This is a genomic window from Escherichia sp. E10V5, from assembly GCF_004212315.1.
Taxonomy (GTDB): domain Bacteria; phylum Pseudomonadota; class Gammaproteobacteria; order Enterobacterales; family Enterobacteriaceae; genus Escherichia.
In genome coordinates, this window is record NZ_RHJM01000003.1 from 21,643 (window position 1) to 41,231 (window position 19,589).

Genomic DNA, 19,589 nt, shown 5'->3' on the forward strand with positions numbered 1-19,589 from the left:
ATGGAGTGGAGTCTGACGCAAAATAAGCTGCTGGCGTTTCACCGCTTAATGCGTACGGATAAGCCAATTGGCGCGTTACTGCTGCTCTGGCCAACGTTGTGGGCGCTGTGGGTGGCGACCCCAGGTGTTCCCCAACTCTGGATCCTGGCGGTGTTTGTCGCAGGCGTCTGGCTGATGCGCGCCGCCGGTTGCGTGGTGAATGACTATGCTGACCGTAAGTTTGACGGCCATGTTAAGCGCACGGCAAACCGACCACTTCCCAGCGGTGCGGTTACGGAGAAAGAGGCGCGAACGCTATTTGTGGTGCTGGTGCTGCTTTCGTTCTTACTGGTATTGACACTGAACACGATGACCATTCTGTTGTCGATTGCCGGACTGGCGCTGGCGTGGGTTTACCCGTTTATGAAGCGGTATACCCATTTACCGCAAGTGGTGCTGGGTGCGGCGTTTGGTTGGTCGATTCCAATGGCTTTTGCCGCTGTGAGTGAATCGGTGCCGTTAAGCTGCTGGCTGATGTTCCTTGCCAATATTCTGTGGGCGGTGGCTTACGACACGCAATATGCGATGGTCGACCGTGACGATGACGTGAAGATTGGCATTAAATCCACCGCAATTCTGTTCGGCCAATACGATAAGTTGATTATCGGTATTTTGCAGATTGGCGTACTGGCGCTGATGGCAATCATCGGTGAGTTAAATGGCTTAGGCTGGGGATATTACTGGTCAATTCTGGTGGCTGGCGCGCTGTTTGTTTATCAACAAAAACTGATTGCCAACCGCGAGCGTGAAGCCTGCTTTAAAGCATTTATGAATAATAACTATGTTGGCCTGGTGCTGTTTTTAGGGCTGGCAATGAGTTACTGGCATTTCTGATGATGTAAAAAAGCCGGATGATCATCCGGCTTTCTTCTGGGCTGCCTGATGCGCTGTGCTTATCAGACCTACACAATAAATCGCAATTTATTGAATTTGCAGATTATGGTCGGCCGGATAAGGCGTTTGCGCCGCATCCGGCAACTCTCACCGATTACCCTTCGCTTTGCGTCGCACTCTCAATCGTCAAACGTACATCTGACGTAATCAACTCCGCCAGCAACTGATAGACCTTCATCGTCTCTGCCGGTTCGGCGTCGCCGCTGTCGCTGATATACCCTTCATCACGCAGCGTCAGTACCAGAGAACTGAATACTGCTTTGTCGAAGAACTCTGGCGCGTTGATGCCGTGCAGCACGGAGAGACGTTGCGCCACGGTGCGGCTCTCTTTCTCCAGCGTACCGCGGTTGATCGACGGGTTGGCGCTCAGCAGCCAGAAAGTGATGGCATAACGTTGCAGCGTTTCGCGCGCGCCTGCGGCCAGCAACTGAAGCGTGCGGGAATGCGCTGGGTTGATATGCAATTCATCATCTTGCAGCGTAATCAGCCCCTGACGTTGCATTTCATTCGCCAGCGCATCAATAACGCCCGGCAACTCGTCGCGCTCCCAGCGCAGGAACAGCTCCGCTTTCAGCATCGGATACAGCACATTGACGTGCTCCATCAAAACGTCGCGAGAGATGTGGCGATGCTGGGTGACAATTGCCGCCATCAGCGAAGGCAGCACCAACATATGCGCGATGTTGTTGCGATAGTAGGTCATCAGCACTGCTTGCTCGCGCGGCAGAATGATGATGTCGCCGATCGTATCCTTCTCAACTTCAAACTTGTTCATCTGCAGCGCGTGATCGATAAGCTCGCTGGCACTGGCTGAAGGAACGGTAGAGTCCGTGGAGTAAGGCACGTTGCGCATCAAATCCAGATAGCAGTTGAGTTGCTCGGTTAACTGCTCGCGGGTGAGTGAGCGCTGACGTGACGCCAGCAGCGCAGTACAGCACAGGTTCATGGCGTTTGCGGCGCCCGCGTTGTTAATGCGTACCATCAGATCGGCTGCAATGTTATTGACCGTCGGCGTTAACCAGGCCGGACGCACCGCTTCGATGGGATCGATAGATTCACGCCAGTCTGGCACGTGCTGGTTAAGGTAGGTCATCAACGGCATTGGTTCACCGAAGTTGACATAGCCCTGACCGAGATTACGCAGCTTGCTTAAACCGCGCAGCATCTGCAGCAGGCTCTCTTTCTCTTTCGTTGCCCCGCGCAGTTCTTTGGCGTAAGTACCCACTTCCATGACGTGCTCATAACCGATGTAGATCGGAATCAGCGTAATCGGACGTGTGCCGCCACGCAGCATCGCCTGAATGGTCATCGACAGCGTACCGGTTTTCGGGTCCAGCAAACGGCCTGTACGCGAACGACCGCCTTCCACAAAGTACTCGACGGAATAACCACGGCTGAACAGTTCGCCGAGATACTCACGGAAAACCGTGGAATAGAGTTTATTGCCTTTAAACGTGCGGCGAATAAAGAATGCACCCAGACGGCGGAAAATCGGCCCGGCAGGCCAGAAATTCAGGTTGATCCCGGCGGCGATATGCGGCGGCACCAGCCCCTGGTGATACAGCACGTAAGAAAGCAGCAGGTAGTCCATGTGGCTGCGGTGGCAAGGAACATACACCAGCTCATGACCGTCGTGGGCCAACTGGCGAACGCGCTCGGCGTTATGGACGTTGATGCCCTGATAAAGTCGGTTCCAGGTGAAGCCCAGAATACGGTCAGTCAGGCGGATCATCTCGTAAGAGAAGTTCGCAGCAATCTCTTCCATCAGTGCAATAGCATTCTGCTGCGCTTTTTCATGGGAGATTTTTTTGCTGCGCGCTTCGTCTTCTACCGCTTTGGCAATGGCGCGGGAGGCGAGCAGTTTGTTAAACAGATCCTGACGAGCTGGCAGGCGCGGCCCTACGGCAGCCAGACGCTGGCGGGCAAAGTGCATACGCGCCACGCGTGCCAGTTTTTGGGCGATGGTTTTATCCGTGCCGTGTTCATCCGCCATACGGCGCAGCGAAACTGACGGAGAGAAGCGCACAAAACTGTCGCGACCGAGCCATAGCACGGCGAAAAATTTCTGTACGCCGTTGAGCATGCGCAGTGGCGGGTTAACTTCACCTTTTTCGCGCCCCGGCGCACGACCAAACATCACCGATACCGGCACCATCTGCACATCCAGATTTGGGTTGCTGCGGTGCAGATCGAGATAGTCGTGGAACAGCTTAATAGACTCTTCTTTCGGTGTGTAATAGGTGAAAACACGCGGCCCGCCATGAATAAACACATAGCGCGGTAGTAACGTGCCGTCTATTTCCAGCGGCTCTAATGGGTCAGGCAGGTCGTGCGCCAGGCACTGGGCGCGCAACGTCAGCAAATCCGCTTTTGAGTTGTACGGTAAAACGTACATAATTGGACGAGAGGTATCCAGTCCCAGTTCCGGGGCAGGATCTGCCGGAATAGACTTGCTTTTTACCAGGATGCTTAATGGTAAATTCAGTAATTTGTAGTAAATTCGTGGCCAGCCGGACATAAACGATGTAAAGCCTCTGGTTAATAATGCAAATGCGCGGGAAGGATAGCAGAAAGTCATGGGAAATTCTGTGGTATCCGCTCATGTTTCGCGCGACGTTACGCTAACCGTAATCTTCGGATTCAACGGTACACTGATATTGACGCTCATAATGTAAAAAGGTTCTTTCGATGGCCAATAATACCACTGGATTCACCCGAATTATCAAAGCTGCTGGCTATTCCTGGAAAGGTTTACGTGCCGCATGGATCAACGAAGCGGCATTCCGTCAGGAAGGCGTGGCGGTATTGTTGGCGGTGGTCATCGCCTGCTGGCTGGATGTGGATGCAATAACCCGAGTATTGCTTATTAGTTCTGTCATGCTGGTGATGATTGTGGAAATTCTCAATAGTGCCATCGAAGCGGTGGTTGACCGTATTGGCTCTGAATACCATGAGCTTTCCGGGCGGGCGAAAGATATGGGCTCTGCCGCGGTGCTGATCGCTATTATCGTCGCCGTGATTACCTGGTGCATTCTGTTATGGTCGCATTTTGGATAACCCTTCCAGAATTCGATAAATCTCTGGTTTATTGTGTAGTTTATGGTTCCAAAATCACCTTTTGCTGTATATACTCACAGCATAACTGTATATACACCCAGGGGGCGGAATGAAAGCGTTAACGGCCAGGCAACAAGAGGTGTTTGATCTCATCCGTGATCACATCAGCCAGACAGGTATGCCGCCGACGCGTGCGGAAATCGCGCAGCGTTTGGGGTTCCGTTCCCCAAATGCGGCAGAAGAACATCTGAAGGCGCTGGCACGCAAAGGCGTTATTGAAATTGTTTCCGGCGCATCGCGCGGGATTCGTCTGTTGCAGGAAGAGGAAGAAGGGTTGCCGCTGGTGGGTCGTGTGGCTGCCGGTGAACCGCTTCTGGCGCAGCAGCATATTGAAGGTCATTATCAGGTCGATCCTTCCCTGTTCAAACCGAATGCCGATTTCCTGCTGCGCGTCAGTGGGATGTCGATGAAAGATATCGGCATTATGGACGGCGACTTGCTGGCAGTGCATAAAACCCAGGATGTGCGTAATGGTCAGGTCGTTGTCGCGCGTATAGATGACGAAGTTACCGTTAAGCGTCTGAAAAAACAGGGTAATAAAGTCGAACTTCTGCCAGAAAATAGCGAGTTTAAACCCATTGTCGTTGACCTTCGTCAGCAGAGCTTCAGCATTGAAGGGCTGGCGGTTGGTGTTATTCGCAACGGCGACTGGCTGTAATCTATCTCTGATACCGCGATGCCGCCTGGCATCGCGGTTTGTTTTTAATCTCTCTTCATCAGGCTTGTCTGCATGGCATTCCTCACTTCATCTGATAAGGCACTCTGGCATCTGGCTTTACCCATGATTTTCTCCAATATCACCGTTCCCTTGCTGGGACTGGTTGATACGGCGGTCATTGGTCATCTTGATAGTCCGGTTTATCTGGGCGGCGTGGCGGTTGGCGCAACGGCGACCAGTTTTCTCTTTATGCTGTTGCTGTTTTTGCGTATGAGCACTACCGGGCTTACTGCACAGGCTTATGGTGCCAAAAATCCTCAGGCATTGGCGCGTGCACTGGTGCAGCCGTTGCTGCTGGCACTGGGGGCCGGAGCGTTGATTGCCTTACTGCGTACGCCGATTATCGAGCTGGCGCTGCATATTGTTGGTGGTAGCGAAGCGGTTCTGGAACAGGCGCGGCGCTTTCTTGCAATCCGCTGGTTAAGCGCACCGGCGTCGCTGGCGAATCTGGTGCTGCTCGGCTGGTTGCTCGGCGTGCAATATGCCCGCGCGCCAGTGATTTTGTTAGTGGTTGGCAATATCCTCAACATTGTGCTGGATGTCTGGCTGGTGATGGGGCTGCATATGAACGTGCAGGGCGCGGCGCTGGCGACGGTTATTGCGGAATATGCAACATTGCTGATTGGTCTGCTAATGGTGCGTAAAATCCTCAAACTACGTGGCATCTCCGGCGAAATGCTGAAAACTGCCTGGCGAGGAAACTTCCGTCGCTTGCTGGCGCTTAACCGCGATATCATGCTGCGCTCGCTGTTGTTGCAACTCTGTTTCGGCGCGATCACCGTGCTTGGCGCGCGACTGGGGAGCGATATTATCGCCGTCAACGCAGTCCTGATGACGTTACTCACCTTTACAGCCTATGCGCTGGATGGTTTTGCCTACGCGGTTGAAGCCCACTCCGGTCAGGCGTATGGTGCGCGCGACGGTAGCCAGTTACTGGATGTCTGGCGCGCAGCGTGCCGCCAGTCGGGGATCGTGGCATTGTTGTTTTCGGTGGTTTATTTGCTGGCAGGGGAGCACATCATTGCGATGCTGACGTCGTTAACCCAGATTCAGCAGCTGGCCGACCGCTATCTTATCTGGCAGGTGATTTTGCCGTTGGTTGGCGTCTGGTGTTATCTGCTGGACGGCATGTTTATAGGCGCAACGCGCGCAGCCGAAATGCGTAACAGTATGGCGGTGGCCGCCGCAGGTTTTGCGCTGACGCTCTTTACGCTGCCGTGGCTGGGTAATCATGGTTTGTGGCTGGCATTAACCGTCTTTCTGGCGTTGCGCGGGCTTTCACTGGTGGTTATCTGGCGTCGTCACTGGCGTAATGGAACCTGGTTTTCAGCAACGTGACGGTTAAAAATTCTGAATAAATAATCCTAAGCCAAATTCCTGACTACACTTAATCCCACGTTCAGAAGAAAAGTGAGCGTACTCTCATTCACCACCTAACGATGAGGATTTGAATATGAATAAAGACGAAGTCGGCGGTAACTGGAAATAGTTCAAAGGTAAAGTGAAAGAGCAATGGGGCAAACTGACCGATGATGACATGACGGTCATTGAAGGTAAGCGTGACCAGTTAGTGGGTAAAATCCAGGAACGTTACGGTTACCAGAAAGATCAGGCAGAAAAAGAGGTTGATAGCTGGGAAAAACGCCATGATTACCGCTGGTAATTAATCCCTCCTGCCCGACGTGTACAAGGATGTACGCCCTCTTAACGCGGTTTCTTTTTAACCTGCACAGAGTGATCATGCTGGCACTGTTCAGGATGACGACACGCTTCAACTTCCACACATGCCGCACAGAGACCATGTGCTTCAATCACATTATGCCGCAGGGCAAACCCCATTTTTGCCGCCAGCGTATGCATGATGTCTTCCACGCCTTCTGCACACTCTTCTTTCACTGCGCCGCAGCGATCGCAAATAAACATGGCTGACGTATGGGTGGGCTGATCGAACAGATGACAGAGCACATAACTGTTAGTGGATTCCACCTTATGCACAAAACCTTGTTCAAGCAGAAAATCGAGCGCGCGATAAACCGTCGGCGGCTTGGCTTGTGGCTCGGCTTCGCGCAGCAAATCAAGTAGATCGTAGGCGCTGATAGCCCCTTCTTGCAGGCTCATCAGGCGCAGCACTTCGAGACGTTGCGGAGTCAGGCGCACATTACGCTGCGCGCAGAGTTTTTCAGCCTGCGCCAATAACTCCTGCGTTGTGGTCTTTTCCATTGTGCACCTCGAAAGTGGGGTTAAGAATGTCCTTACTTTACCATAATTCTCACTTAAACACTGACAACCGGGCATCGAAGCTGCCACATTGCCTGATCGCATATTCGTTATGCTATAGTAGCGCCCCCAATTCACCAGATGCTTAAAAAATCGCCATGTCAGCAGAATCACAAACCGCTTATCCCGCATACCGTTTCTCTATTGCTCCTATGCTCGACTGGACGGACAGACACTGCCGTTATTTCCTGCGTCTGCTCTCCCGTAATACGCTGCTCTATACCGAAATGGTGACCACAGGGGCGATTATTCACGGTAAAGGTGATTACCTGGCATACAGTGAAGAAGAGCATCCGGTGGCGTTGCAGTTGGGAGGTAGCGATCCGGCGGCGCTGACGCAGTGTGCAAAGCTGGCAGAAGCGCGCGGATATGATGAGATCAACCTGAATGTCGGCTGCCCGTCAGACCGGGTACAGAACGGCATGTTTGGCGCGTGCCTGATGGGGAATGCGCAACTGGTGGCTGACTGCGTAAAAGCGATGCGCGACGTAGTGTCGATTCCAGTGACGGTGAAAACGCGTATTGGCATTGACGACCAGGACAGCTATGAATTTCTCTGTGATTTTATCGACACTGTTTCCGGCAAAGGCGAATGCGAGATGTTTATTATCCATGCGCGCAAAGCCTGGCTTTCTGGTTTAAGTCCGAAAGAAAACCGTGAGATCCCGCCGCTCGATTACCCGCGTGTCTATCAACTGAAGCGTGATTTCCCGCATCTGACTATGTCGATTAACGGCGGCATCAAGTCACTGGAAGAGGCTAAAGCACACCTGCAACATATGGATGGCGTGATGGTCGGGCGTGAAGCGTATCAAAACCCAGGCATTCTGGCGGCGGTGGATCGAGAGATATTTGGTTCCTCGGATACCGATGCCGATCCGGTGGCGGTGGTACGAGCTATGTATCCGTACATTGAGCGTGAACTCAGCCAGGGGACGTATCTCGGTCATATCACCCGGCATATGCTGGGGCTGTTCCAGGGGATTCCTGGTGCGCGGCAGTGGCGGCGGTATTTAAGTGAAAATGCCCATAAAGCGGGCGCTGACATTAACGTGCTGGAACATGCGCTCAAACTGGTAGCGGATAAGCGTTAATTTTTCACCACAAAGTAGTCAAATTCACCACGCCCTGCGCTTCGATGCGGGGCATTTTGTTGATAAATCAATATGTTATTTCTGGCATGATTCTTGTAAAGCCAGCAAGAGATTTCATTTTTGGGAGAACATCATGCTGGAACTACTTTTTGTGATTGGCTTTTTTGTCATGTTGATGGTCACCGGCGTTTCATTGCTGGGCATTATCGCTGCGCTGGTTGTGGCGACGGCCATTATGTTCCTCGGTGGGATGCTGGCATTGATGATTAAGTTGCTGCCGTGGCTGCTGTTGGCGATTGCGGTAGTGTGGGTGATCAAGGCGATTAAAGCACCAAAAGTGCCGAAATATCAGCGTTATGACCGCTGGCGTTACTAAGGGATTGTGCGGATGATCACAACCTCGGGTTTTATCCTTAGAACAAAATAGGAATTGATAATCAAATCTGTCACTATTGCGCGTCAAACAAATTCATCGAGCTGTACCCTACATACAGCCGAACTATAAAAGAAAGGGCTTCCCAGGTGGAAGCCCAATTTCTTTATGGAATCAGTAAGCTGGAACCCTGCGTCGCCCGGCTTTCCAGAATCTCATGCGCACGCCGCGCATCCTTCAGCGGGTACTTCTGATGTTCTGCGACATCCACTTTAATTACGCCGCTGGCAATCAAAGAAAACAGTTCATTACTGGCTTCAGTTAACTCTTCCCGCGTGGTGATATAGCCTTGCAGGGAAGGGCGTGTCACATACAGCGAGCCTTTCTGATTGAGAATGCCTAAGTTCACACCCGTCACCGCGCCTGATGAGTTGCCAAAACTGACCATTAAACCGCGACGTTGCAGGCAATCCAGCGAGCGTTCCCAGGTATCTCTGCCCACGGAATCGTACACTACGCGCACTTTCTTGCCGTCGGTAATCTCTTTTAACCGCTCGACCAGATTCTCTTCGCGATAGTTAATGACCTGCCATGCCCCGGCTTTTAAGGCGCTTTGCGCTTTTTGCGCCGTTCCCACGGTGCCAATAAGTTTTGCCCCTAAGGCTTTTGCCCACTGACAGGCAATTAAGCCAACGCCGCCAGCAGCCGCATGGAACAGGAACTGTTCGTCAGGTTTGATTTCATACGTTTTGCGTAGCAGATAATAAACCGTTAAGCCTTTCAGGAATGATGCGGCGGCTTGCTCAAAAGAGATCGCCGCGGGAAGAATTGCGGCTTTATCGGCATTGACGTTATGCACAGAGCTGTAAGCCCCTAACGTTGACTGTGCATAAACCACGCGATCGCCTGCTTTAATATGCTTCACGCCGCTACCGACTTTGCTCACGATGCCAGCCGCTTCTGTGCCTAATCCACTGGGCAGCGATGGCGGCGGATAAAGGCCGCTGCGGATATACGTGTCGATAAAATTAATGCCAATGGCTTTATTTTCGACCTGGATTTCATTCTCTGCCGGATCGACAGGCGTGAACTCCACGGCTTGCAGAACTTCCGGGCCACCGTGCTTGTGAAATTCGATGCGTGTTGCCATTTAAACTCCTTTACTGAGCGACATATCTGTTTTAAGCCTAACAGTAGTCGCCGGGCCGCGCGGGGATTTTTTCCGGGCTGTGGTCACAACCCGGAATATCTCTGGTCAGTATTGAAACAGCGTCGCCGCAATCCAGTTTTGCCACTGGCGCTCAAAGTTGGTTAGCGTTAATACGCCCCGCTCACGGCACAAGCGAATCCAGGCATGGCAATCATTAGCTTCCAGACAAACACAAATCATGTATTGCCGGGCATCCTGATTTTCTGGTCGAAAACGCCAGGTCAGGAGTGGCCCACCTGGCGTTTGCGGTGCGATACCGGCTTCGCCATCATAGACAGCCCTGGCGCCACGGCTCCCGCCACCATTTTCGATATAGCATTGTAAAGAGCGCAGTACAGCCAGCGCCAGTTGCGCACTTTGCCGCCACTGGAAAGATTGGGCGAGGCTGTTTTCATCGCTTTGAATGCCTTCCCGGCGAATATCTTCACAAAGTGTTGCTATGGTTTGCGCGGCAGCGTTGATCCCCTGCGTATGACACAAAATTGCAGCATGGTGGCTCATGGTATTTTGTATCGTTTCTCGCACGTCGTCGCGCAGCAGCCCCTGATTCAGGAACTGTTGCGCCTCATTAATCGTGCTGAGAATTTGTTGCCTCTCGAGAGGGAGGTCCTGACTTTTCTGATGAGCAATATGCAATGCACAGCGGCGGGCGAAAACTTGCCCGGCATTGAGCGCCGACCCACCAGGACGCGTCACACCATGTGTTCCGGCATTTTCTCCGGCAGCATAACAACCAGTTAGCGATGTACGCCCCCAAATATCAACATCAATTCCGCCATTAAGATGTTGATTGTTTAGCGTAAATTTTAGCGGTGAGGCTGTGAGATCATGACCATGCATCTGATACAAACGAATAGCCAGAGGATTCATCTGTGTTAATCGCGCCAGCGGTTGCGCCAGCAGGGCGTGATTTTGTTGCAGATAGTCGATGACATCATCATCCAGTTCCCGCAGGTTGAATGGCGTTCCGTCCGCTGCGGGTTCGGGTTCCCGCAGAAAATCGAGGAAAACATCGCGCCCTTTTTGTGTCTCCTCATACACCGCGACATCCAGCAGGCTGGAGCCATATTCCAGCATTCGTTCCGCGTGAAACGGCCACTGGTAACCTTTGCGAAATATCGCGGAGGCCAGCATACGAGTCGTGGGGTAATAAGCTGCCAGAAAATTATACTGACGTCCGGAGTGGTCCTGCGAGTAGATGCGCGGCATCGCTTGCATGTAAGTACCGGAAAGATTCCACGGAAATTGGCTGCGCGGTGTACCGATACCAAACTGACTCTCCGTAAGATTCACCAGGCTTATACCTGCTTCCAACGCCATGCCCAACGCACTAAAACAGTTCACCGGATAGACACTGTCACGATAAAGTTCACCTGGCCCGCCCGTGGCTAAAACCAGATGTTGGCAGCGAATTACTACCATTCGCCAGGGATTATCCCGACAGGCTTTATCGATAGCGATCACCCCTACGACTCGTCTGTTTTCTCCTTCACCGCGGGTCAGGATACGAATCGCCGTTGTGTGATCGCGCAGAGGAATATTAAGGCGCATTGCCTCCAGAGCCAGAACTTTAACCATCAGGCGAGAAGTTCGTGGGCCGCAACTGGTGGCGCGACCGAACTCATCGTGATCGGTTTGATAACGCAACGTTGCGCCAAAGAGATCTTCTGGCAGATCCAGACCCAGATATTTCAGTACTTCACAGGTGTTCACTGAGCCGACGGCTTCAACATAGGCAGTGTCATGATCCATCGAACCGCCCGCCGCCAAAGTGTCACTTAATGCCAGAAAATGGTCACCATTTGCACGGGTATTGGCGGTGTGGAGAGTTTGTTTATCAGAACCAGAACAGGCGGAAGTGCCCCAGAAAACTTTGCTGGAAGCGACCATGACATCGATATTTTGCCGTTTCAGCTCGACGGCAGCTCGCCATCCGGCAGCACCACTGCCTAGCACCAGCGTGTTGCAGCAGTACTCAGGTAAAATGGCGCCGTTAAGGTCGATACTACCGCTGGCTTGAGCCAGCGGTGCGTAATGGGGCATTTTGATATCAGTGAGCGCCGTTAGCGTTTCGTCAATCATTGCGTCCCACCTATTTCATCAGACTTTCGATTAAGCCGCTCATTGCCATATAGCCCATGATTAGCGTAAATGCGCTTATGGCAATAAACATGACGTTTTCCCAGCGTGAGCAACGATATTCGCCCATTAACGAAGGCTTGTTCGCCAGCCAGAACATACATAAAACAGTCAGCGGCAGAATAATGGCGTTAAAGGCCTGGCTGGCAATCATCACCAATACCGGGCGTGCGTGGAACAGCGGCACAACCAGACAAAGCAGAGACATAACCGTCATCAGGATACGGTAACCTGGGCTAACTTCGTTGCTGGTATCACGCCAGTCAGCCAGCAGCCAGGGCGTTAACAGTAAATTCGGGAACTGACTGGAAAGCCCGGCAGCAACAATACCAATAACAAATAGTCCCACGGCAGCCGAGCCAGCAATAGGTTCGAGAATAATGACCATTTGCGAGGCGTTATTTAAACCTGTGCCAGTTTGATACAACGTACCCGCAGCCGCAGCCATCACCGCCGCACTGATGATGAACATCATTCCTGCACTGACAATGGCATCACGATTTTGATGAGGCAGATTGTCCACACCCCAACCATTACTTTTTACCAGAGTCGTGCGCATAAGAAACATTGCTGGCGCTACGGTGGTACCCACCATGCCAGAAATTATCAGAAATGGCGTACTGTTATCGCCAGCGACAGGATCGGGAACAGACGGAATAAATCCGGCCAGCAGATCTGCGACCGGCGGCATCATAATGAAAAAATTAATCACAAACGCCAGCCCCATAATGCCAACCAGCGCGGAGAGGATTTTGTCGAACCCGGCGTTGCTGTTGGTCCAGAGCATCACGTTAATCATAATGACCATCGCGATAGCCCAGGCGAGTGCTGAGATACCGCCACTAAACCAGGTCGTGGACCATGTTGCCATTACATCCGCCAGAATGCCCATTACCCCCATAATGGAACCACTGACGGCAACGGTTAACCCGATCAGAAACAACATAGCAACGCCAGGATGGATATGGCGACGAAATGCAGTCAACGCGCGTTCACCTGTGACGGAAGCATAACGACCATAAATACGGATTAAAAACCAGGTAACAATGCAAGAAAGCGCCACGGCCCACATCAGCGAGACGCCATAGTTTGCACCCGCTTTCGCCATAGTGGTGATACTGCCTGTCCCAATGCTGTAGCCAATAAGAAAGATGCCAGGCGCAAAGGCCGCAAGTTTTGTCATTATTCGCCGGAATAAAGAAGGCGTTTGGGGAACAGAGGTTGTCATATTCATTATCTTTCTTTCCTTGTAAGAGGCTTTCAGCGCGCCTGAAAGTGCGGGAGACGCTTCTCGGCGAATGCCTGACTTCCTTCACGAGCATCTTCAGTAGTGGCGGAAAAAGCGCCAGCAAGCGCTTCAAGCGTCGAGGCAACGGCAATACCTTCTCCGGCATCGATAACTTGCTTGGCGATCTGCACAGCAACCGGAGCACGTTGGGCGATACGTTGTGCCAGTTGCAGCCCGGCGTCGTGTAACGCTTCCCAGGTGACAACACGATTCACCAGCCCGCAGGACAGCGCACGCTGTGCATCTAGTGGTTCGCCGGTAAATACCAGTTCTTTCACCAGTGAACGCCCAAGTAGTGCCGTCAGCCGCTGCGTTCCTGACCAGCCAGGCACTGTCGCCAGTCCGGTTTCTGGTAGCGCCATCCGAGCCTCGGCGCTACAAATACGGATATCGGCGGTAGCAGCCAGTTCCAGACCACCGCCATAAGCCAGTCCGTGCACCAGGGCGATTACGGGTTGTGGCAGTTGTGCCAGAGCGTCAAATGCCTGATGACCGCGGCGGATCCAGTTGCGCCACATATCAAGTGCAGAAAGAGAGGTCCAGCGATGAATATCCGCACCGACACAAAACGCTTTTTCACTGGCGCTGGTCAGCAGAACCACGCGGATCTCCGAATCCGTTTCCAGCGTGTGGCAATGTGTCAGCAGCTGTTCAAGCATCTCCGGGGTTAATGCGTTGAGTTTCGCCGGACGATTAATCACCAGAGTGGCAATGAAACCGTTGCGCTGGAGGTCAATAGTGCCGTTATTCATGGTGACGTCCTTGTTGAAAATAGTGGGGATTCATTAGCTTGAGATCGTCTGCCAGACGGAGTGGGGCATCGCTTTGGGCGAGAATGTCGCGTTCAGGATCAATACCAGGGGCAATTTCTGTGACCAGTAGCCCGTCTGGTGTTAATTCCAGAACGCAGCGTTCAGTGATGTACTGCACTTGCTGCCCGAGTCTTATTGCGCGTTTGCCGGAGAACGTCACGTGGGCGACTTCTTGCACCAGCTTTTTGGCTTTGCCTTCTTTAATGATACGCAGCTGACCATCATCCAGTTGCAGCTGGGCACCAGCATTGAAAAAGCCAGAGAAAATAATTCGCTTCGCATGTGAAGTGATATCAATAAACCCACCGCATCCGGCAGTGACATGTGGACGGGCAGGCAGATGCGAGACGTTTACTGAGCCATCTGCGCCGATTTGTAAAAATGACATCAGAGTGAGATCAAAACCCCCGCCCTGGAAATAGGTGAACTGCTGGGGAGAGGGCAAAAATGCTTCTGCATTAGAGGCGCAGCCGAATTGAAATTCCAGTAGTGGAACTCCGCCAATTGCGCCCTGTTCCAGCAGCCAGGTGACATCACCGTGGCGACCTTGTTCCAGTAAAATACGCGGTACATTGGCAGAAATACCAAAGCCAATATTTACCGCATCTCCACTTTGTAGTTCTTGCGCGACTCGCTGGGCAATAACCCGCGCCGGGCCATGTTCCATATAACGAAAGGCGGACAGCGGACGACTGATTTCGCCGGAAATGGCAGGTTCGTATTGTGTTTGCGTGGTTTGTGTTTGTTCCGGCTCAATCACGATGTAATCCACCAGTACACCCGGAATACGCACCTCTTTTGGTTTCAGACTTCCGGCGGCAACCTGCCGTTTTACCTGCGCAATTACGATGCCACCGTTATTGCGAACGGCGGTGGCCTGTTCCAGTGGCCCAAGATAAGCCCCTTCATGTTCATAAGTCAGGTTGCCGCGTTCATCGGCAGTGGTAGCGCGAATGATCGCTACCTGGGGCACGATGCTGGGAAAAAACAGCCAGTCGTCGTTAGCAAATCGAACACGTTCAACCAGAGATTGTTGCGCCGCTTTTTCATTCATTGCGCCGCCCTGCAACAGGGGATCCACATAGGTATCCATGCCTGTTTGTGTCAGCACGCCAGGACGATGAGCCGCCGCTTCCCGGTGCATATCAAATAAGATCCCGGAAGGCAGATTCCAGGCGGGGATCGCGTTGTCATTGATCATTTGCCAGATTAACGGAGGCGTCATTGATGATGGCCCGGAGGGGTAGGAGCCAGCGATCACTTTTGCCAGTAAACCCGATTGCGCCAGATGATCGATGCCTTTTACGCCATACATATCACCTGCGGCGATAGGGTGGATGCTGGTGATGTTTTGCGGATGTCCGGCATGTTGAAAGCGTTCACCTATTGCTGCCAGCACGGCATCAGGACACCCCATTCCACTGGAGGAGGAGACGGTGACAACTGCGCCATCAGCAATCAAATCTGCAGCTTCCGATGCAGTGATCGTGCGTACAGAGCACATAATAATTTCCTTATTTCGATATAAAAATAATTAAAAATATCAATGTAAAACAACATAATAGTGATTATAAATTAATTGGAACGATCTAATTTATGCGTAATTTGTACGATTGGCGTGCAAAAAATACAACAAGGGAAGTATGAATCTGTGATCGAAACGACGATCTCCTGCGATCCATGGCGTTAACGGATCGCATGAGTAAAAGGAGATTATGATAAAGTAAATGCCTTGATCTTATGGGGGTTTGGAGTAGTCATGGCGAAGTCGGATACAGGAAGAAAGCGGGTAACATTAACCGATGTTGCACGTGCGGCTGGCGTTTCGAAATCGACCGTGTCGCTGGTACTCAACGACAGTCCGCTTATCAAAAAAGAGACGCAACAAAAAGTCCAGCAAGCCATTGAGCAATTAGGCTATGTCTATAACCGTTTTGCTGCCAATCTGCGTTCGCAAAAATCGCTGACTATCGGCGTGGTGATTGATGATTTGACCAACCCTTTTTTCGCTGAATTTACAATGGGCCTTGAGATCACGCTGGCGGAGCACGGTTTTATCACCGTAATGTCCAATACCTCCCAGCGTAGCGATCGGCAAAAACAGGTACTTGATACCTTGCTGGAACACCACGTCGCGGGCATTGTCCTCTGTCCAGTAAACAGCACCTCAGAAGCCGATTTACAGCGTTATGCCAACAGTTCCACACCCTTATTAATCACAATGCGCCCTCTGGACTGGCAACAATTGCCCGTCGATTACGTTGGCGTGGACAGCCACGCAGGCGTCCGGGAAGCTACGGAATATCTCATTCAACAAGGGCACAGAGACATCGTGTTTATTGGGGGACTTACGCACCATATGCGTTATCAGGGATACCTGGAGGCGATGAACCATCATGATTTACAGCCGTGGAGCACTGATGCTTTTTCGCTTCGCGCTGAACCGACTCAGGCCAACGGTTACCAGTTGATGCAACAACTGTTGGATATGCCTTCGCCACCCACAGCGGTGATTTGTTATAACGATTTAATGGCTTTTGGCGCGGAGTCGGCACTGGGCGAAAGAGGATTATTTGCCGGGGAAGATATTTCGTTGATTGGTAATGATGGCGTGGCGGCTTGTGCTTACAGTAACCCGCCGTTAACCACAATTGCGGTAGAGCCATTGGCTCTGGGGAAACAGGCGGCGCAGCAAATTTTACGGCGTATTGCGCAGCCAGACGCACCGCTCAGCCATTACGTCTATCGCCCAACCCTGCAAATTCGCGCTTCTACCGGAAGACGGGGGCGTTAAATGCTGTAGCGAGAAACTGTTTCTCGCTATACTCTCTATCCCTTTTTAACAGCAGGTAACTCCATTCACTATGGCTGGAAATAAACCCTTCAACAAACAGCAGGCTGAGCTTCGCGAACGCGATCCACAAGTTGCCGGGCTGAAAGTGCCTCCGCACTCGATCGAAGCGGAGCAGTCGGTGTTGGGCGGTTTAATGCTGGATAACGAACGCTGGGACGATGTGGCCGAGCGTGTAGTGGCAGACGATTTCTACACCCGTCCGCACCGCCATATCTTTACCGAAATGGCGCGTTTGCAGGAAGGTGGTAGCCCGATAGACCTGATAACTCTGGCGGAATCGCTGGAGCGCCAGGGGCAACTTGATAGCGTCGGTGGTTTCGCTTATCTGGCAGAGCTGTCAAAAAATACGCCAAGTGCGGCGAACATCAGCGCTTATGCTGACATCGTGCGGGAACGTGCTGTTGTCCGTGAGATGATCTCAGTTGCTAACGAGATTGCCGAAGCCGGTTTTGATCCGCAAGGGCGCACCAGCGAAGACCTGCTGGACCTGGCTGAATCCCGCGTCTTTAAAATTGCCGAAAGTCGCGCCAATAAAGACGAAGGGCCGAAGAACATCGCCGATGTGCTCGACGCTACCGTGGCGCGTATTGAGCAACTGTTCCAGCAGCCGCACGATGGCGTCACCGGGGTAAACACCGGCTATGACGATCTCAACAAAAAAACCGCCGGTTTGCAGCCGTCGGACTTGATTATCGTCGCGGCGCGTCCGTCGATGGGTAAAACGACATTTGCGATGAACCTCGTCGAAAATGCGGCGATGTTGCAGGATAAACCGGTACTTATCTTCTCGCTGGAGATGCCATCGGAACAGATTATGATGCGTTCTCTGGCATCGCTGTCGCGCGTTGACCAGACCAAAATCCGTACCGGGCAACTGGATGATGAAGACTGGGCGCGTATTTCCGGCACGATGGGCATTTTGCTCGAGAAACGTAACATCTATATTGATGACTCCTCCGGTCTGACGCCAACGGAAGTGCGCTCGCGCGCGCGTCGTATTGCCCGTGAGCACGGCGGCATCGGGCTTATCATGATCGACTACCTGCAGCTGATGCGTGTGCCGTCACTTTCCGACAACCGTACGCTGGAAATTGCAGAAATCTCCCGCTCGCTGAAGGCGCTGGCAAAAGAACTGAATGTGCCGGTGGTGGCCCTGTCCCAGTTGAACCGTTCTCTGGAACAACGTGCCGACAAACGTCCGGTCAACTCCGACTTGCGTGAATCCGGCTCCATCGAGCAGGATGCGGACTTGATCATGTTTATCTATCGTGATGAGGTTTATCACGAGAACAGTGATTTGAAAGGCATCGCGGAAATTATTATCGGTAAACAACGTAACGGCCCAATCGGGACGGTACGCCTGACCTTTAACGGTCAATGGTCGCGCTTCGACAACTACGCGGGGCCGCAGTACGATGACGAATAATAATTATTTTATGTATTAGGTAATTAAAGCAAACACTTATCAAGGAATACAAATGCAAGCGGCAACTGTAGTGATTAACCGCCGCGCTCTGCGACACAACTTGCAACGTCTGCGTGAACTGGCCCCCGCCAGTAAACTGGTTGCGGTGGTGAAAGCGAACGCTTATGGTCACGGTCTTCTTGAAACCGCGCGAACGCTTCCTGATGCCGACGCCTTTGGCGTAGCCCGTCTCGAAGAAGCCCTGCGGCTTAGAGCAGGGGGCATCACGCAACCTATATTGTTACTGGAAGGCTTTTTTGAAGCAGACGATCTGCCGACGATCTCCGCTGAACATCTGCATACCGCCGTGCATAACGAAGAACAGCTTGCTGCTCTGGAAGAGGCCAGTCTGGAGGAGCCAGTTACCGTCTGGATGAAACTCGACACCGGTATGCACCGACTGGGCGTTTTACCGGAACAAGCTGAGGCGTTTTATCAACGTCTTACGCAATGTAAAAACGTCCGTCAGCCGGTGAATATTGTCAGCCACTTTGCTCGCGCTGATGAGCCAAAATGCGGCGCGACTGAGAAACAACTCGATATCTTCAATACCTTTTGCGAAGGCAAACCCGGCAAGCGTTCAATCGCCGCATCGGGTGGAATTTTGTTATGGCCGCAGTCGCATTTTGATTGGGTGCGCCCGGGCATCATTCTTTACGGCGTGTCACCGCTGGAAGATGGCTCCACCGGTGCTGATTTCGGTTGCCAGCCAGTGATGTCTCTGACCTCCAGCCTGATTGCCGTGCGTGAGCATAAAGCGGGTGAACCGGTAGGCTATGGCGGCACCTGGATTAGCGAGCGCGATACCCGCCTTGGCGTGGTGGCGATGGGCTATGGCGATGGCTACCCGCGCGCCGCGCCGTCCGGTACGCCAGTGCTGGTTAATGGTCGTGAAGTGCCGATTGTTGGTCGCGTGGCGATGGATATGATCTGCGTAGATTTAGGTCCACAGGCGCAGGATAAAGCCGGGGACCAGGTCATTTTATGGGGTGAAGGTTTGCCCGTAGAGCGTATCGCAGAAATAACAAAAGTGAGTGCTTACGAACTTATCACGCGCCTGACGTCAAGGGTCGCGATGAAATACGTGGATTAATCGTTCTGTAATAGTTGATTGTCTGTGCCGGATGCGGCGTGAATGCCTTATCCGGCACGTAATATCTTGTAAATTCAATAAATTGATATTCTCGCATAGGCCTGATAAACGTCATGCATCTGGTGGTTTTGCGTTTGTCATCAGTCTTACCCTCTGGTTAATTGCCGTTCGTCGCTGAACATCCTCTCGATCTTCGCCATCTTCCGGTTTATTGTG

The 19,589-nt window shown here is 52.3% G+C and carries 17 protein-coding genes; 10 read left to right on the plus strand and 7 right to left on the minus strand.

Annotated features, from left to right (window positions below; all coding sequences use genetic code 11):
• Window positions 1–873 carry a 4-hydroxybenzoate octaprenyltransferase gene (gene ubiA / locus D9738_RS02155; RefSeq protein ID WP_130205787.1) on the plus strand — a complete coding sequence of 291 codons (873 nt, stop codon included), beginning with the start codon at window positions 1–3 and terminating at the stop codon, window positions 871–873.
• A gap of 154 nt (window positions 874–1,027) precedes the next feature.
• Here the strand turns inward: ubiA and plsB are convergent, their stop codons facing one another.
• Entirely contained in the window at window positions 1,028–3,451 is a 2,424-nt protein-coding gene (gene plsB / locus D9738_RS02160; protein ID WP_130206092.1) for a glycerol-3-phosphate 1-O-acyltransferase PlsB, read from the minus strand.
• Between the two features lie 170 nt (window positions 3,452–3,621).
• Between plsB and dgkA the strand changes: the two genes are divergently transcribed.
• From dgkA to D9738_RS02180, 4 genes are all read left to right on the plus strand, one after another.
• On the plus strand, window positions 3,622–3,990 hold the full coding sequence (dgkA, locus tag D9738_RS02165) for a diacylglycerol kinase (RefSeq protein ID WP_000002907.1): 369 nt from the start codon (window positions 3,622–3,624) through the stop codon (window positions 3,988–3,990).
• A gap of 109 nt (window positions 3,991–4,099) precedes the next feature.
• The gene (lexA, locus tag D9738_RS02170; RefSeq protein WP_064525560.1) at window positions 4,100–4,708 is read left to right on the plus strand and encodes a transcriptional repressor LexA; all 609 of its coding nucleotides are present in this window, start codon (window positions 4,100–4,102) and stop codon (window positions 4,706–4,708) included.
• 72 nt (window positions 4,709–4,780) lie between these two features.
• Window positions 4,781–6,106 (plus strand): MATE family efflux transporter DinF, encoded by a 1,326-nt coding sequence (dinF, locus tag D9738_RS02175; protein WP_130259465.1) that lies wholly within the window; start codon window positions 4,781–4,783, stop codon window positions 6,104–6,106.
• Between the two features lie 163 nt (window positions 6,107–6,269).
• Complete coding sequence (locus tag D9738_RS02180; protein ID WP_240780573.1) at window positions 6,270–6,431, plus strand: CsbD family protein; 162 nt, start codon at window positions 6,270–6,272, stop codon at window positions 6,429–6,431.
• 41 nt (window positions 6,432–6,472) lie between these two features.
• Here D9738_RS02180 and zur read toward each other — a convergent pair whose 3' ends face one another.
• Window positions 6,473–6,988, minus strand: a complete 516-nt coding sequence (gene zur / locus D9738_RS02185) for a zinc uptake transcriptional repressor Zur (protein ID WP_130205794.1) — start codon at window positions 6,986–6,988, stop codon at window positions 6,473–6,475.
• Between the two features lie 155 nt (window positions 6,989–7,143).
• Between zur and dusA the strand changes: the two genes are divergently transcribed.
• Together dusA and pspG are read left to right on the plus strand one after the other, a co-directional pair.
• On the plus strand, window positions 7,144–8,139 hold the full coding sequence (gene dusA, locus D9738_RS02190; protein WP_130259466.1) for a tRNA dihydrouridine(20/20a) synthase DusA: 996 nt from the start codon (window positions 7,144–7,146) through the stop codon (window positions 8,137–8,139).
• Between the two features lie 133 nt (window positions 8,140–8,272).
• Complete coding sequence (pspG, locus tag D9738_RS02195; protein WP_000891404.1) at window positions 8,273–8,515, plus strand: envelope stress response protein PspG; 243 nt, start codon at window positions 8,273–8,275, stop codon at window positions 8,513–8,515.
• A 163-nt stretch (window positions 8,516–8,678) separates the two neighbouring features.
• Here pspG and D9738_RS02200 read toward each other — a convergent pair whose 3' ends face one another.
• The 5 genes from D9738_RS02200 to D9738_RS02220 all read right to left on the minus strand — a co-directional run bounded on the left by D9738_RS02200 (window position 8,679) and on the right by D9738_RS02220 (window position 15,465).
• On the minus strand, window positions 8,679–9,662 hold the full coding sequence (locus D9738_RS02200; RefSeq protein WP_130259467.1) for a quinone oxidoreductase: 984 nt from the start codon (window positions 9,660–9,662) through the stop codon (window positions 8,679–8,681).
• A 105-nt stretch (window positions 9,663–9,767) separates the two neighbouring features.
• A complete protein-coding gene (locus D9738_RS02205) occupies window positions 9,768–11,804 on the minus strand; it encodes an FAD-binding protein (RefSeq protein ID WP_130259468.1) in 2,037 nt (678 codons plus the stop codon).
• Between the two features lie 10 nt (window positions 11,805–11,814).
• Window positions 11,815–13,044, minus strand: coding sequence for an Nramp family divalent metal transporter (locus D9738_RS02210; protein WP_165383314.1), 1,230 nt, complete (start codon window positions 13,042–13,044; stop codon window positions 11,815–11,817).
• A gap of 77 nt (window positions 13,045–13,121) precedes the next feature.
• A complete protein-coding gene (locus D9738_RS02215) occupies window positions 13,122–13,901 on the minus strand; it encodes an enoyl-CoA hydratase-related protein (RefSeq protein WP_130259470.1) in 780 nt (259 codons plus the stop codon).
• The gene (locus D9738_RS02220; RefSeq protein ID WP_130259471.1) at window positions 13,894–15,465 is read right to left on the minus strand and encodes a CoA-transferase; all 1,572 of its coding nucleotides are present in this window, start codon (window positions 15,463–15,465) and stop codon (window positions 13,894–13,896) included. The genes D9738_RS02215 and D9738_RS02220 overlap by 8 nt, the downstream gene beginning before the upstream one ends.
• Window positions 15,466–15,720: 255 nt before the next feature.
• On the opposite strand from D9738_RS02220, the gene D9738_RS02225 reads away from it, so the two are divergent.
• The 3 genes from D9738_RS02225 to alr all read left to right on the plus strand — a co-directional run bounded on the left by D9738_RS02225 (window position 15,721) and on the right by alr (window position 19,373).
• On the plus strand, window positions 15,721–16,755 hold the full coding sequence (locus tag D9738_RS02225; RefSeq protein WP_130205808.1) for a LacI family DNA-binding transcriptional regulator: 1,035 nt from the start codon (window positions 15,721–15,723) through the stop codon (window positions 16,753–16,755).
• Window positions 16,756–16,825: 70 nt separating this feature from the next.
• On the plus strand, window positions 16,826–18,241 hold the full coding sequence (dnaB, locus tag D9738_RS02230) for a replicative DNA helicase (RefSeq protein ID WP_130205810.1): 1,416 nt from the start codon (window positions 16,826–16,828) through the stop codon (window positions 18,239–18,241).
• A gap of 52 nt (window positions 18,242–18,293) precedes the next feature.
• A complete protein-coding gene (gene alr / locus D9738_RS02235; RefSeq protein WP_130218569.1) occupies window positions 18,294–19,373 on the plus strand; it encodes an alanine racemase in 1,080 nt (359 codons plus the stop codon).
• Window positions 19,374–19,589: the final 216 nt, after the last annotated feature.